15 protein-coding genes and 2 riboswitches are annotated in these 14483 nt (G+C 67.4%); of the genes, 9 read left to right on the top strand and 6 right to left on the bottom strand.

Annotation, left to right across the window (positions count from 1 at the left end):
- The first annotated feature begins 46 nt into the window (after positions 1-46).
- On the top strand, positions 47-739 hold the full coding sequence (locus tag VH88_RS05400; protein WP_039245408.1) for a murein L,D-transpeptidase catalytic domain family protein: 693 nt from the start codon (positions 47-49) through the stop codon (positions 737-739).
- A gap of 3 nt (positions 740-742) precedes the next feature.
- On the opposite strand, the gene purD is transcribed toward VH88_RS05400, so the two are convergent.
- The 3 genes from purD to VH88_RS16220 all read right to left on the bottom strand — a co-directional run bounded on the left by purD (position 743) and on the right by VH88_RS16220 (position 2700).
- The gene (purD, locus tag VH88_RS05405; RefSeq protein WP_045810324.1) at positions 743-2017 is read right to left on the bottom strand and encodes a phosphoribosylamine--glycine ligase; all 1275 of its coding nucleotides are present in this window, start codon (positions 2015-2017) and stop codon (positions 743-745) included.
- Between the two features lie 73 nt (positions 2018-2090).
- Positions 2091-2522 carry a PRC-barrel domain-containing protein gene (locus VH88_RS05410; protein WP_052689496.1) on the bottom strand — a complete coding sequence of 144 codons (432 nt, stop codon included), beginning with the start codon at positions 2520-2522 and terminating at the stop codon, positions 2091-2093.
- Positions 2523-2538: 16 nt separating this feature from the next.
- Positions 2539-2700: a hypothetical protein gene (locus tag VH88_RS16220; protein ID WP_167334148.1), complete on the bottom strand. Its 162-nt coding sequence runs from the start codon at positions 2698-2700 to the stop codon at positions 2539-2541.
- Positions 2701-2765: 65 nt separating this feature from the next.
- On the opposite strand from VH88_RS16220, the gene xseA reads away from it, so the two are divergent.
- The 8 genes from xseA (at position 2766) to VH88_RS05450 (ending at position 11419) form a co-directional block, all read left to right on the top strand.
- Complete coding sequence (gene xseA / locus VH88_RS05415) at positions 2766-4361, top strand: exodeoxyribonuclease VII large subunit (protein WP_045810325.1); 1596 nt, start codon at positions 2766-2768, stop codon at positions 4359-4361.
- A gap of 64 nt (positions 4362-4425) precedes the next feature.
- Positions 4426-4932: a signal peptidase II gene (lspA, locus tag VH88_RS05420; protein ID WP_045810326.1), complete on the top strand. Its 507-nt coding sequence runs from the start codon at positions 4426-4428 to the stop codon at positions 4930-4932.
- Positions 4933-5003: 71 nt separating this feature from the next.
- Positions 5004-5570 carry a DUF3035 domain-containing protein gene (locus VH88_RS05425; protein ID WP_045810327.1) on the top strand — a complete coding sequence of 189 codons (567 nt, stop codon included), beginning with the start codon at positions 5004-5006 and terminating at the stop codon, positions 5568-5570.
- A gap of 73 nt (positions 5571-5643) precedes the next feature.
- Complete coding sequence (locus VH88_RS05430; protein ID WP_045810328.1) at positions 5644-6087, top strand: PaaI family thioesterase; 444 nt, start codon at positions 5644-5646, stop codon at positions 6085-6087.
- A gap of 108 nt (positions 6088-6195) precedes the next feature.
- Positions 6196-6882, top strand: coding sequence for a hypothetical protein (locus tag VH88_RS05435; RefSeq protein ID WP_045810329.1), 687 nt, complete (start codon positions 6196-6198; stop codon positions 6880-6882).
- Positions 6882-8684: an arginine--tRNA ligase gene (argS, locus tag VH88_RS05440; protein WP_045810330.1), complete on the top strand. Its 1803-nt coding sequence runs from the start codon at positions 6882-6884 to the stop codon at positions 8682-8684. Before VH88_RS05435 ends, argS begins: the two co-directional genes overlap by 1 nt.
- Positions 8685-8905: 221 nt before the next feature.
- A complete protein-coding gene (locus VH88_RS05445) occupies positions 8906-9916 on the top strand; it encodes an adenosine deaminase (protein WP_045810331.1) in 1011 nt (336 codons plus the stop codon).
- Positions 9917-10108: 192 nt separating this feature from the next.
- Positions 10109-11419 (top strand): type VI secretion protein ImpB, encoded by a 1311-nt coding sequence (locus VH88_RS05450; protein ID WP_045810332.1) that lies wholly within the window; start codon positions 10109-10111, stop codon positions 11417-11419.
- Positions 11420-11426: 7 nt separating this feature from the next.
- Here the strand turns inward: VH88_RS05450 and VH88_RS05455 are convergent, their stop codons facing one another.
- The 3 genes from VH88_RS05455 to VH88_RS05465 all read right to left on the bottom strand — a co-directional run bounded on the left by VH88_RS05455 (position 11427) and on the right by VH88_RS05465 (position 14181).
- Entirely contained in the window at positions 11427-12047 is a 621-nt protein-coding gene (locus VH88_RS05455) for a nicotinamidase (RefSeq protein ID WP_045810333.1), read from the bottom strand.
- Positions 12047-13012, bottom strand: coding sequence for a class 1 fructose-bisphosphatase (locus VH88_RS05460; protein WP_045810334.1), 966 nt, complete (start codon positions 13010-13012; stop codon positions 12047-12049). Before VH88_RS05460 ends, VH88_RS05455 begins: the two co-directional genes overlap by 1 nt.
- Positions 13013-13143: 131 nt before the next feature.
- A complete protein-coding gene (locus VH88_RS05465; protein ID WP_045810335.1) occupies positions 13144-14181 on the bottom strand; it encodes an alpha/beta hydrolase in 1038 nt (345 codons plus the stop codon).
- Between the two features lie 105 nt (positions 14182-14286).
- Positions 14287-14384: riboswitch (glycine riboswitch) on the top strand.
- Positions 14385-14387: 3 nt separating this feature from the next.
- Positions 14388-14472: riboswitch (glycine riboswitch) on the top strand.
- The last annotated feature ends 11 nt before the right edge of the window (positions 14473-14483 follow it).

Genomic DNA, 14483 nt, shown 5'->3' on the forward strand with positions numbered 1-14483 from the left:
AACTGAAACAAACACGCCTCAAGACCAACCGCAACGAGGGCGTCGCATGCGGCTATCGAGACGAGGACTTATTCTGGGCGGATCGGCCATGCTGGCGGGATGCGCCAGTGCGAGCGCTACGGCGCCGCTGACGACGGCTCAGAACGGAACTCCGATCGCCATGCCGCAGGTCGGTCTGCCCACGGTCCAGACCTCCGCCCTGACGCCTCCGCCGCTGGATCCACGCGGTCACGTTCGCAAGGACCTGATGGAGCGCGCCATGACCGCGCTGGACACCCACCATCACCGCCTGCCTCTGCGTGACCGGATGTATCTGGTCGATTTCCAGAAATTCTCGGGCGAGGAGCGGCTGTACGAAGTCGACCTCATCGCGGGTGAAGTGAAGGTGCTGCGCACCTGCCACGGTCGAGGATCGGACCCCAGCCACACCGGCTATGCCCAGCGCTTTTCCAATACGCCGGATTCCAACATGTCCTCGATCGGCGCCTATGCGACCGCGGGCGCCAACTGGGGCGCGCAACAGGGGCCGAACGTGCTGCTGGACGGGCTGGAATATTCCAACGACAAGGCGCGCGAGCGGGCCATCATCGTCCACGGCGCAGACTATGCCGATCCCGACTTCCTGGCGCGTGAAGGCAAGCTGGGTCGCAGCTACGGCTGTTTCTCGGTCGCCCACACCGACCTGCCGGCCTTGCGTGAACGCATGGGCGAAGGCCGACTGCTGTTCGCAGCGGCGTAGGCTTCAGCCCCGCTCCAGCGCGCGCCAGCCGATGTCGGAGCGGTTGAAGCCGCCCGGCCAGTCGATCTTGCGGATAGCGGCATAGGCGCGTTCGCGGGCCTGGGCGATGTCGTCGCCCTCGGCGCAGACGTTCAGGACGCGCCCGCCCGAAGCGGCCAGCAAGCCGTCGTCGCGGCGCTTGGTCCCCGCATGGAAGACCTGGACATGAGGGCCGAAATCCTGATCGGCGCCGCGGATGATCGAGCCTTCCAGCGGGCTATCGGGATAGCCCTTGGCCGCCATGACCACGCAGATCACCGTCTGCGGCTTGAAGGCGGGCGAAGCCAGGCCCGAGACGTCGCCCCGCGCGCAGCCCAGCAGATAGGGCACGATGTCGCCCGCCATCCGCATCATCAGGACCTGGCATTCCGGGTCGCCGAAGCGGGCGTTGAACTCGACCACCTTGGGGCCGTCCTCGGTCGCCATCAGGCCGGCGTAGAGGACGCCGCGATAGGGCGCACCCTCTTCGGCCATCTTGCGAATCGTCGGCTGGACGATCAGTTCGTCGGCCTGCTGCACCAGGTCGGGCGTGAAGACGGGGGCGGGCGAATAGGCGCCCATGCCGCCGGTATTGGGGCCAAGGTCGCCGTCGAAGGCGCGCTTGTGGTCCTGGGCGCCGCCGAACAGCAGGGCGCGTTGACCGTCGCACAGGGCGAACAGCGAGCCCTCCTCGCCGTCCATGAACTCCTCGATCACGACGCGGGCGCCGGCCGTGCCGAACCGGCCGCCCAGCATCCGTTCGATTTCGGCCTCGGCGTCGGGACGGTCGGGGCTGATGGCCACGCCCTTGCCGGCGGCCAGGCCATCGGCCTTGATGACATAGGGCGGCCGAAACACGTCCAGCGCCGCCTTGGCGTCCTTGACCGTGTCGTAGACGCCGTAGCCGGCGGTCGGGATCTCGTGGCGTTCAAGGAAACCCTTCGAAAAGGCCTTGGAGGTTTCCAGCTGCGCCGCCTTGGCGGTCGGCCCGAAGCAGGGAATGCCGGCAGAAGCCAGGCGGTCGGCGAGACCGGCAGCCAGCGCCACCTCGGGCCCCACGACGACCAGGTCGGCTTTGATCTCTCTGGCCAGGGCGGCCAAGCCGTCGGCGTCGTCCGCCTTGACGGCGCGCAGCTCGCACAGTTTCTCGATGCCGGGGTTGCCTGGCGCCGCCACCAGGCGCGTGACCAGCGGCGACTGGGCGATCTTCCAGGCCAGGGCGTGTTCGCGGCCGCCCGATCCGACGAGAAGAATGTTCATGAGATCGGGCAATGACCGGCCGGCGCCGGCCGGTCAAGCGCCCGTCAGACTTAACGCCACATTCAGCGTCCTATCAGCGCGCCGGCGGAGTCCAGGCCGGCAGGGCCTGAAGCTGACCGGGCGTCAGATCGGTGACAAGATCCCGGTCGCCGTTGCGGTTGATCGGAGACACATCCGCGACTGGAACCAGCACCTTCATGTCGCCGGGTCCCTCCAGTTCGACGACCAGATGGGTCAGGGCGCCCGAGGCGTCCAGCACCAGGGTTTCCACGTCGCCCAGATCGACGTTGGCGCGCGAATACAGGTCCGCGTCTTCCAGTTGATCGCGCGTCATGTTGAACGCCAAGGCGGCGTTCGAGGCTGCGGCGTCGGCCTGCTGGTCCGGCAAGGCCACGGGCGCTGCGCCCGGCGCAGGGGCCTGGACCACATCGTCGTCGCGATCTGAGCAGGCGACGACGCCGCCGGTCAGGCAAAGAATGGCGGCGAGCGGGACGATGCGGTTCATACGGCCTCCTTGGGCGTTAGAGCAGGGCCGAGACGACATAGACGCCTAGCCCCAGCAGAATGATGCAGCCGATGATCAGCCACGGGCTCATGGCGCCGCCGCCCCCGGCGCGGCGCGACAGATCGCGCTCGTGCGGATCGCGGTCAGAAGGATCGGTTCCGGGCGGGTCGGCGGGCATGAAAGTCGAACGACAGGGCGCGCGCAGCGTTCCCGGACGGATCGACGCAGGCTAGGGTGGGCCCCATGAGCGACGACTCCTACGTATTCGAAGGCCCGGCCGAGGTCCCAGCCCCTCGCGACAACAATCCGCCCCTGTCGATCTCGGAGCTGTCGTTCGCGCTGAAGCGCACGCTGGAAGACCGTTTTGGCCATGTGCGGCTGCGCGGCGAGGTCTCCAAGGTCAACCGCCACGCCTCGGGCCACGTCTATCTAACGCTGAAGGACGACAAATCGGCTATCGACGGCGTGATTTGGAAGGGGTCGGTGCGCGGCCTTGGCGTTCAGCCCGAGGCGGGGCTGGAAGTCATCGTCACCGGCAAGATCACCTCCTATCCGGCGCGGTCGTCCTATCAGATCGTGATCGAGAGCATGGAGGCGGCCGGCGCCGGCGCCCTGCTGGCTCAGTTGGAGCGGCTGAAGGTCCGGCTGCGTGAGGAAGGTCTGTTCGAGCCGGGTCGCAAGAAGCCCCTGCCCGCTTTTCCCGCGACCATCGGCGTAATCACCAGCCCGACCGGGGCGGTGATCCGCGACGTGCTGCACCGGATCGCGGAACGCTGGCCCTGCCGCGTCATCGTCTGGCCTGTGGTCGTTCAGGGCGATTCGGCCTGCGGTCAGGTGTCGAACGCCATCCGCGGCTTTGATGCGATGACGCCCAACGGGCCGATCCCCCGCCCGGATCTGCTGATCGTCGCGCGCGGCGGCGGGTCGGTCGAAGACCTGTGGTGCTTCAACGACGAAGGCCTGGCGCGGACCGTGGCGGCGGCGCGCATTCCGATCATCTCGGCCGTGGGGCACGAGACCGACACCACCCTGATCGACTTCGTCTCGGATCGCCGGGCGCCGACCCCGACGGGCGCGGCCGAAATGGCGACGCCGGTGCTGGCGGACCTGCGCTACGCCGTCGCCGACATGGACCGGCGCATGGTGCAGGCGGGCGGACGGCTGATCGAGGATCGACGCACGCGCCTGCGGGCGGTTGCGCGCGGTCTGCCGGCGCGGCCCGAGGACCTGCTGGCCCTGGCGCAACAACGGCTGGACCATGTGTCGAGCCGGCTGGGATCGGGTCTGCAACGCAACATCGCCCTGCACGAGCGGCATCTGGCGGTGACCGGCGGCAAGCTCAGCCCGGCCCTGCTGCGCACCCGGATCGAGCGGGGGCAGGACCGGCTGCGCGGCGCGGGCGACCGGCTGGGCGCCGCGCTTCAGGCGAGCGTGGCGCGCGGCGAACGGCGGTTGTTGCAGGTCTCTGGGCGGCTGTCGCCCGAACCGCTGCATCGGCGGCTGGACCAGCGTCAGGCCCGGCTTGAAGCCGTCGGCGCGCGACTGGACGGGGTCTTGCCGCGCCGGCTGGAGCGCGAAGCCGCTCGCCTGGCGGCGCTGTCTCGCGCGCTGACCACCCTGGACCCCGGACGGCCCAAGCCCGGCTTCGCCCGCGTGGAAGATTCAGACGGCGCCTGGATCACCTCGGCCAAGGCGCTGGAGGCGGGTCAGGCGGTCCGGCTGGTGTTCGGCGACGGCGTTCAGCCCGCGACAATCGACGGCGGCGAACCCCGTCCGTTCCCGCCGCGTCCGGCGGCCAAGCCGAAGCCGTCCGCCGCCGATCAGGGCAGCCTGTTCTGACGGCGGCGGATATGATCCGCGTTTTCCGCTTCGCCCCGGCGCCGCTTCCTGCTAACCGCGCCGCATGAAGATCACGCGCCTCGCCGTCACCGCCTATGTGTTCGCCCTCCTGATTATCGTCCTGGATCAGCTGACCAAGGCCTGGATCATCAGCGGCCTGTCGCTGCAGGAAGTCGGCCGCATCCCCGTCTTCCCGCCGATCCTCAACTTCAGCTGGGTCGAAAACACCGGCGTCAGCTTCGGCCTGTTCGGCGGCGGCGAAGCGCGCTGGGGCCTGGCCATCTTCTCCATCGTCGTCTCGGTCGGCCTGGCCTGGTGGGCGACGCAGTCGAACCGGCGCCTGCTGATCACCGCCATCGGTTTCGTCATGGGCGGGGCGCTGGGCAATGTGATCGATCGGATCCGCTTCGGCTATGTGGTCGATTTCATCGACTTCTCGGGCACCGGCGTGTTTCCCTGGGTGTTCAACATCGCCGACAGCGCCATCACCATCGGCGTCGTGCTGCTGATCATCGACAGTCTGGTGTCTGACAAACCCGCCAAGGTTGGCGCGGCCGTCGAAAAGTCGTAATCACCCCGTCTTCACTATGCCGACTGCGCCATCGCGGCGCTTCCTGCATCAGCCGACCAGAGCCTGAAACCATGCGTATCCGCAGTGTCGCCGTCCTGACCCTCGTCGCCTCCTCCGCGCTCGCCGTCTCGGCCTGCGGCAGCATCAAACAGGGCATCGGCCTGACCAAGGTGGTGCCGGACGAGTTCGTCACCGTCTCGACCGCTCCGCTCAGCGTTCCGCCGGAATACGGCCTGCGTCCGCCCGCGCCGGGCCAGCCGCGCCCACAGGAACTGGCCCCCGAAAGCGCCGCGCGTCAGATCCTTCTGGGTCAGCGTCAGGCCGTCACCCGCACGCCGGGCGAACAGGTCCTGGTGGCCCAGGCCGGCGGCGATCAGGCCGACCCGCTGGCCCGCTATGTCGTCGATGACGAGTTCGGCGATCTGGCGCACAAGGACGAAAGCTTCGCCAACCGCCTGATGTTCTGGCGCAAGGACGACGCCTCGACCCAGGCCCCGACGGTTCGCCAGACCGCCGAAGGCCAGAAGACCATCGACGCCTCGACCGAGGCCGCTCGCCTTCAAGCTCTGACCGGCGGCCAGCAGGCCATCACGATCCAGCCGCGTCGCAGCAACGGCTTCAAACTGCCGGGCCTTTAAGAACCGACCGACGGACGCTTGCCACGGCGGCGTCCGTCCTTATTGTAAACGGACCTGACCAGGAGCCGTTTGCATGACCGAAACCGTCGATATCGCCGCCCTGTCCGGGATCGACCAACTGCGTCTGGGCATGACGGGCGCCTTCATCGCCCCCATCGCGCGCACCGTCGGCTTCGAACTGACCGAAGTGGAAGAAGGCCGGGTGGTGTTCGAGGCCATCCCCACCACCGCCGTTTACAACCCGCTGGGCACAGTCCATGGCGGCTGGATCGCGACGGTGCTCGATTCGGCCTGCGGCTGCGTCGTGCATTCCACGCTTCGGCCGGGCCAAACCGATACGACGCTGGAACTGAAGACGGTTTTTCACAAGGCGCTGACCGCCGGCACGCCCGTTCGGGCCGAGGGCCGGATCGTTCAGGCCGGTCGCCGCGCGGCCTTCTCGGAGGCCGATCTACGCGGCCTGGACGGCAAGCTCTATGCGACCGCGACCTCGACCTGCCTGGTGATGGAGCGCTGAGGGCAGCAAGCGTTTGCCGCGCCTCGCTTTAGCCGCTATCAGCGGCGAGCGTTGATGATCGGCCGCCGATCGTCGTGCGCCCTCTCTCGCTGTCGGAAAAATAAGCTGATGCGTCGCGTGTTCACCGCCCTGGCCGCCCTCTCCATCGCGGCCTCCGTCCTGCCCGTCGCCGCCGAGGCCCAGACCTCCCAGCGTCAACGCGAGCGCGGCGGGCAACAGCAGCAGGCTTCGGGTGAAGACGCCGCGCCGCGTCGTGCTCCCCGCATCGCGCCCCTGCGTCGCCGCGCCAACGCTGGCCCCTGCCCCTATGTGAAAATCCTCTACGACGCCGCCCGCTTCGTCGAACTGGAAGGCGGCCGCGCCGCCGTGGCCAACGTCGGCTACACCGGCGAGATCGAGGGCATCGCCTCGGACTGCGAATATCGCGAGGCTAATCCGATTCGCGTCGACATGGACGTGCTGTTCAACCTGGGCCGTGGTCCGCAGGCGGCGGGCGAACAGCGCACCTACCGCTACTGGATCGCGGTGACGGAGCGGAACAACGCCATCCTGTCCAAGGAATATTTCGACCTGCCGGTGAACTTCGAAGGCCAGCGCACCGCCTCGGTGACTGAAAAGCGCACCATCGTCATTCCGCGCGCCGGCATTGAAACCAGCGGCAGCAACTTCGAAATCCTGGTCGGTTTCGACGTGACGCCTGAAATGGCCGAGTTCAATCGCTCGGGCAGCCGCTTCCGCGTCAACGCCGGCACGACGCCGGCCGCGCCCGCGCCTGCCTCCGCACCGAGCCAATAATGTCTGATCTGAAGACCGTCCTCAGCGAAGCGGTCGCCGCCGCCTTCGCCGCCGAAGGCGTGGATGCGGCCCTGGCCCGCGTCACCCCGTCGGACCGCCCCGACCTGGCCGATTTCCAGTCCAATGGCGCGCTCGCCGCCGCCAAGGCGCTGAAAACCAATCCGCGCGAACTGGCCGGCAAGATCGCCGGGCGCCTGAGCACGGATGCCCGCTTCGCCTCGGTTGAGGTCGCCGGACCCGGCTTCATCAATCTGAAGCTCTCCGACGCCCTGCTGGCCGAACGGGCGACCGAGGTGGCGAACGACGCAGACCACGCGGGCGCCGCGACTGTGGCCGAACCGCGCCAGGTCGTCATCGACTACGGCGGTCCCAACGTCGCCAAGCCGATGCACGTCGGCCATTTGCGCAGCGCCATCATCGGCGAGAGCCTGAAGCGGTTGTTCCGCTTCCGCGGCGACCACGTCACCGGCGACGCCCACTTCGGCGACTGGGGCTTCCAGATGGGCCTGCTGATCGTCGCCTGCGGCGACGAGGGTCTGGCCGAGGCCTTCATGGCTGAAGGCGACGGCCCCTTCCCGGCCGAAAGCCCGGTCACCCTGGCCGACCTGGACCGCCTTTATCCGCAGGCCGCCGGCAAGGCCAAGGAGGATCCGGCCTTCCGCGACCGCGCCCGCAAGGCGACGGCGGAACTTCAGAACGGACGTCCCGGCTATCGCGCGCTGTGGCGGCATTTCGTGGCGGTCAGCCGTGAGGCGCTGAAGCGTGAATACGGCGACCTGTCGGTCGATTTCGACCTGTGGAACGGTGAAAGCGACGCCGATCCGCAGATGCCGGAAATGCTGGCGCATCTGAAAGAGACCGGCCTGCTGGTCGAGGACGACGGCGCCCAGGTGGTCCACGTCGCCAAGTCCGGCGAGACGCGCAAGAAAAAGCTGGCCGACGGCTCGGTGATCGAGGCCCCGTCCCCCCCGCCCCTGTTGGTCATCAGCTCGGAAGGCTCGGCCATGTACGGCACGACCGACCTGGCCACGATCCTGGACCGCAAGAAGGCCCTCTCGCCCGACCTGGCCCTCTATGTCGTCGACGAACGCCAGGCCGAGCATTTCGAACAGGTCTTCCGCGCCGCCTACCTGGCCGGTTACGCCGAAGAGGGCGCGCTGGAGCATCTCGGCTTCGGCACGATGAACGGACAGGACGGCAAGCCCTTCAAGACCCGCGCGGGGGGGGTGCTGAAGCTACGCGACCTGATCGATCAGGCGACCGAAAAGGCGCGCGAGCGTCTGCACGAGGCCAAGCTGGGCGACGACCTGTCGCCGGAAGAGTTCGAGGCCATCGCGCACAAGGTGGCCATCGCGGCCCTGAAGTTCGCCGACCTGTCGAACGCGCGCACGACCAGCTACGTTTTCGATCTCGACCGCTTCATGAGCTTCGAGGGCAAGACCGGCCCCTATCTGCTGTATCAGTCGGTCCGTATCAAATCCCTTCTGCGCAAGGGCGCCGAACAGGGACTGACGCCCGGCGCCATCGTCATCTGCGAACCGGCGGAGCGCGATCTGGCCCTGACGCTGGATGCCTTCTCGACGGCCGTGTCGGACGCCTACGACAAGCGAATGCCGCATCTGGTCGCCGAACACGCCTATCGCGTGGCCCAGTCCTTCTCGAAGTTCTACGCCGCCTGCCCCGTGCTGATCGCGCCGGACGAGGCGACCAAACGCTCGCGCCTCGCCCTGTCGGCGGCGGCGCTCAGCCAGTTGGAAATCGCCCTGAACCTACTGGGCATCGACACGCCTGAGCGGATGTAAGCAGGTCTCGATCCTCCCCCGTTCACGGGGGAGGGGGACCGCGAAGCGGTGGAGGGGGCGGATACGCCCCGCCGCCCGCCGGTCAGAACCGAGCCTGTTTTCGCCCCCTCCACTATGCTGCGCATGGTCCCCCTCCCCCGCCATGCGGGGGAGGATCGCCGTTTCGGATGACGCATCGAACCTGATCCTTTAGGCTGGCGGCCGTTACGGAGCCTCCCCTCATGTCTAATCTCGACGCCTATATCGCCGGCCTGCCCAAGGCCGAACTGCATCTGCACATCGAGGGCTCGCTGGAGCCCGAGCTGATGTTCGAACTGGCGCAGCGCAACGGCGTGTCCATTCCCTACGACAGCGTCGAGGCGGTGCGGGCCGCCTATGATTTCTCGAACCTGCAGGACTTCCTGGACATCTATTACGCGGGGGCCGCCGTCCTGCTGACGCGGCAGGATTTCGAGGATCTGGCCTTCGCCTATTTCCAGCGCGCGGCGGCCGATAATGTGCGCCACGCCGAAATCTTCTTCGATCCCCAGACCCACACCGACCGGGGCGTGCCGTTCGGCGTGGTGGTCGAGGGGCTGATCGCGGGCATGGACCGGGCCAAGGCGGAGCTGGGCGTCTCAAGCGGCCTGATCCTCAGCTTCCTGCGCCACCTGACCGAGGACGAAGCCTTTGCGACGCTGGAGGCCGCCAAACCCTATCTGCATCATTTCATCGGGGTGGGTCTGGATTCGTCGGAGGTCGGTCATCCGCCGTCCAAGTTCCAGCGCGTCTTCGCCGCCGCGCGTGAGCTGGGCCTGAAACTGTGCGCCCACGCCGGGGAGGAAGGCCCGCCCGCCTATGTGCACGAGGCGCTGGACCTGCTGAACATCGACCGGATGGACCACGGCAATCGCTCCATGGAGGACGAGGCGCTGGTCCAGCGGCTGGTCGCCGAGCAGATGACCCTGACCGTCTGCCCCCTATCGAATCTGAAGCTGTGCGTGGTCGATGACCTGAAGGACCACCCCGTCCCCGAGATGCTGCGCCGGGGCCTGCACGTCACCCTGAACTCGGACGATCCGTCCTATTTCGGCGGCTATGTGAACGACAACTACAGCCGGCTGGCTGAGGCCGTCGGTCTGACACGCGATCAGGTGACGCAACTGGCGAAGAACAGTTTCGAAGGGTCGTTCCTGGGCGAGGCGGAGAAGGCTGCGTTCATGGCGGAGGTCGAGGCCTACGCGAAGCGCTGAACCCTCCCTTCTCGTCATTCCGGGGCGTCCGAAGGACGAACCCGGAAGCCAGGAGGCTCACATCCGGCCTCAGCTGTATCGTGCAGAGAGGATGCGGCCCTGGGTTCCGGGTCTTCGCTACGCTGCGCCCGGAATGACGAAAGGGACAGGTGATCGCTTCCTCGAACCAGATGTTCCTGATATGTTCCGTCGATGGACCAAGCTGGCACCAAGGCTGAAGACAGCGCGAACCTCCGCTGGCTGTGCGTCGATCTGAACGCCTTCTTCGCCAGCGTCGAACAGCAGATGAACCCGGACTGGCGGGGCAAGCCGGTCATCGTGCGGCCGGCGGAGAGCGAATACACCGGCGCCATCGCCGCCAGCTATGAGAGCAAGGCCTGGGGCGTGCATACCGGGATGCGGGTGTCCGAGGCGCGCAAACTGTGCCCTGACCTGATCGTCGCCGAGGCGCGCCCCGACCTCTACGTCAAAATCCATCAGCAGATCATGGCCGAGATCGACCGCCATGTGCCGGTGTGGAAGGTCGGCTCCATCGACGAATGCTCGTGCGAGCTCCTCGGTCCAGAACGGCTGGAGGCGAACGCCGTCGCCCTGGCCCGACGGATTCAGGCGGGCATCCTGCAAAACGTCGGCGACTGTCTGCGATCGTCCGTCGGGCTGGCCCCGTCGCGGTTCCTGGCCAAGACCGCCTGCGGCATGCAGAAGCCCGCCGGGCTGACGGTGCTGCGCGCCAACGAACTGCCCGGGCCCTTGCTGGACCTGCCGCTGTCGAAATATCCGGGCATCGGCTCGCGCATGCAGGTCCGGTTGCAGGCGGCGGGCGTCACCGACACGGCCGGCCTTTGGAACATGAGCGCGAAACAGGCCCGTGCGATCTGGAACAGCATCGAGGGCGAACGCATCTGGCGCGGTCTGCACGGTCTGGACAGCGAGCCGACGCCGGAAAAACCGCCCGCCTCGATCAGCCACAGCCACGTCCTGGCCCAGGCCATGCGGACCCCGGACAAGGCGCGGGCCGTGGCGCGGCGGCTGGTGGTCAAGTGCGGAGCCCGCCTGCGGCGCATGGGCCTGACCGGCGCCAGCCTGACCCTGCATCTGGACATGGGCCCGAAGGCGACGCCCCGAAGCGGTCGACGCGGTTGGGAAACGGCGGCGATGAGTTGTCCCATCGCGCCGACGCAGGACACCTTCGCCCTTCTGGCCGCCCTCGACAGTCTGTGGCGCAAGGTCGAGCCGGAGCTGGAGGCGGGACGCCTGAGCTATGTCGGGGTCGGGGTGCACGGCCTGAAAGCCCGCGACGCCTTCGAGACCGACCTGTTCGCCGCCGGCCCGGATCAGGACGGCGAGGCCCCGTCCCTGCGCCTGTCCCAGGCGCTGGATGCGCTGAACCGCCGCTATGGCAAGGACACCGTCAGCATCGGCCCCAGGGCCGGCCTGCCCGACTATATCGGCGCCAAGATCGCCTTCACCCGCATCCCCGAGGCCGAGGATTTCTGGGAGTGAGGCCCATCTAGCTCAGCAGGGGCGCCGCCGCGATCTCCGCCACGCCCAAGGCCCGGAAACTGTCCCGGGCCGCCGCCTCGGTTTGCGGCGCGATGGCCCGGCTGGCGTCGGCGATCACCACGGCTTCGAACCCCTCGCACACCGCGTCTTCGGCGGTGAAACGGACGCAGTAGTCGAAGGCCAGACCGCACAGGAAGACACGCGTCACGCCCAATTCGCGCAACAGGCCGGCCAGTCCCGTCGGGGTGCGGTGATCGTTTTCGAAGAAGCCGGAATAGCTGTCGACCGCCGGATTATAGCCCTTGCGGATCACGGCCATAGCCTTCTCGACCGTCGGCGCTGCGTCGGGATGGAAGTCGGCGCCGGGCGTGCCTTGAAGACAATGATCCGGCCACAGCATCTGGCGACCGTAGGCCACCTCGATCTCGGTGAACGGCGCCGCGCCGGGATGGTTGGAGGCGAAAGAAATCTGGTCCGGCGTATGCCAGTCCTGGGTCACGATCACGCGGTCGAACCGGGCCGACAGCCGGTTGATCAGCGGCATGATCCCGGCGCCGCCCGCCACCGCCAGACGGCCGCCTTCGCAGAAGTCGTTCTGCGGATCGATGACCAGAAGGGCGTCGCTCATCACACGCCTGCGTAAGCGTCGATCTCATTGGCCGAGCCGAGCGCGACGGGGATGCGCTGGTGCAGATGCTGGGGCTGCACGTCCAGAATGGCCTGACGACCATCCGTCGTCGCCTTGCCGCCGGCCTGCTCGACCAGGAAGGCCATCGGATTGCCCTCATACATCAGCCGCAGCTTGCCCGGCTTGTTCGGCTCGCGCCGGTCCCAGGGATAGAAAAAGACCCCGCCGCGCATCAGGATGCGGTGAACATCCGCCACCATCGCCGCGACCCAGCGCATGTTGAAGTTCTTGGCCCGCGGCCCCTCGTCACCCTTCAGCAGGTCGCCGACATAGGTCTGCACCGGCTCGGCCCAGTGGCGCAGGTTCGACATGTTGATGGCGAACTCCTTGGTGTCCGGCGAAATGGCGATGTCGTCGTGGGTCAGGATCCATTCGCCGTCGTTCGACAGGGTGAACCCCTTCACGCCCGCGCCGGTCGTCAGCACCAGCATGGTCTGCGGCCCATAGACGGCATAGAGGGCGGCGACCTGATGGCGGCCGGGCTGCATGAAATCGGCCTCGGTCGGGGTCGCGGTCGCGGACTTCAACACCGAGACGATGGTGCCGACGGGGGCGTTGATGTCGATGTTGGACGAGCCGTCCAGCGGGTCGAACAGCACCAGATAGTCGCCGGCCGGGTTCGAGGCCGGCTGGACCTCGTCCATCTCTTCCGACGCGACGCCGGCGACGGCCGGGCTGGCCAGCAGGGCCTCGGTGAGCATGTCGTTGGTCATGACGTCGAGCTTCTTCTGCTCCTCGTCCTGCACATTGATCTGTCCCGATGCGCCCAGCGCCCCGGCCAGGGCGCCGCCCGCGACGACCTTGCTGATGTCCGCGCAGGTAGCGGCGACCACGGTCAGAACCGTCTTCAGCCCCTCGGGCGCATCCAGGGCGGCGATATGGGCGTCAAGGCGTGTGCGGGTCATGCGGTCGGTCCGGTTCTGGGCGTTGCGCCGTTTTGACCGGGGACAGGCCCCAGAGCAAGGCGACAGGGCGAGGCGACAACGAAAACGCCCCGGCGAAACCGGGGCGCTTCCTTATTCATCGGCGTTGTCGATCAGATCGGCAGAATCGCCGTACCGAACGCCCGTTTCAGTTCGTGAGCGGCGAAGGTCTGGGCCGCCGCCGCATCCGGCACGACCGCCGCCATGCCGAAGAACTCGTGCGTCGAGCCGTTGAAGGTCTTGTGACGCACGTCGACGCCCGCCTGCTCCAGCTTCTCGGCCAGCATTTCGCCCTCGGTGCGCAGCGGATCGATCTCGGCGCAGATCACCGTCGTCGAGGGCAGGCCGGACAGATTCGCCTTCTCGACGATATTGATGCGCGGGTCCTGAGCATCGGCCTCGTTGGCGAAGATGTGCTTCACGAACCACTTCATCATCGGCTTGTTCAGCGGCTTGGCGTCGGCGTTCTCGACGTAGGACTCATTGTCCATGTCCACGCCGGCGACCGGATAGACCAGCACCTGATGTTTGGGCGCCGGCAGGCCGGCGTCGCGCGCCATCATGGACACGCCGATGGCCAGGTTGCCGCCTGCGCTTTCGCCCATGACCGCCACCTTTTGCGGGTCTCCGCGGAAAGTCTGCGCATTCGCCAGGACCCAGCGATAAGCGGCCAGGGCGTCGTCGTGGGCGGCGGGGAAATGATGTTCCGGGGCCTGGCGATAATGGACCGAGACCACGATCACATCGGCCATCTTGGAAACGCCGCGCGGGCCGCCGTCATAGACGTCCAGATCCGCGATCACGAAGCCGCCGCCGTGGAAATAGACGACGACCGGATGCAGCTTGTCTTCGGAATGGTCGTGCGGCTTGTAGATGCGCGCCTGGATCGGGCCGGCGGCGCCGGGCATGGTGATGTCGCTGGTCTTGACGCCCATGTCGTCGCTGGGGTCCTTGCCGTCCTTGCGCAACAGCGATTTCACCGCGTCGGTCGGGGTCGGTTGCTGGCGAGCCTCCTCTGGCGACAGGGTCTCGATCGGCTTGCCGCCGAGGGACGCCAGTTCGTCCAGCACCTTCTGCATCGGGCCATCGGCCTTGGCGGGGGTGTCGCGCGGCTTGTCGTTGTCGCCAAACAGCTTGTCTATGATGGACATTTTCGCATTCCTGGGTTTGGTTTCGGGGTTCGGAACGACAACCCGCCGCACGCATCCTTGTTCCCGGCCCGCTTGACTTGGCGCTTGAGTCGATGCCTTAGGTCGCAGGCTCTCGCGGGAGAGATCGGGCGCTGGAAACAGGGTTCGACGCCGAAGGCGCAACCGCCCCGGAAACGCTCAGGCAAACGGACCGCGAAGCACACGGACGCTGGAAAGTCGCCCATTCGGGCGCGCCGACGGAGCAAGGCGACATGATTTGGTCGCCGGAATCTCTCAGGCTTCAGGACAGCGGGGGCGCGAGG

It is taken from the genome of Brevundimonas sp. KM4, assembly GCF_000964075.1.
Taxonomy (GTDB): Bacteria; Pseudomonadota; Alphaproteobacteria; order Caulobacterales; family Caulobacteraceae; genus Brevundimonas; species Brevundimonas huaxiensis.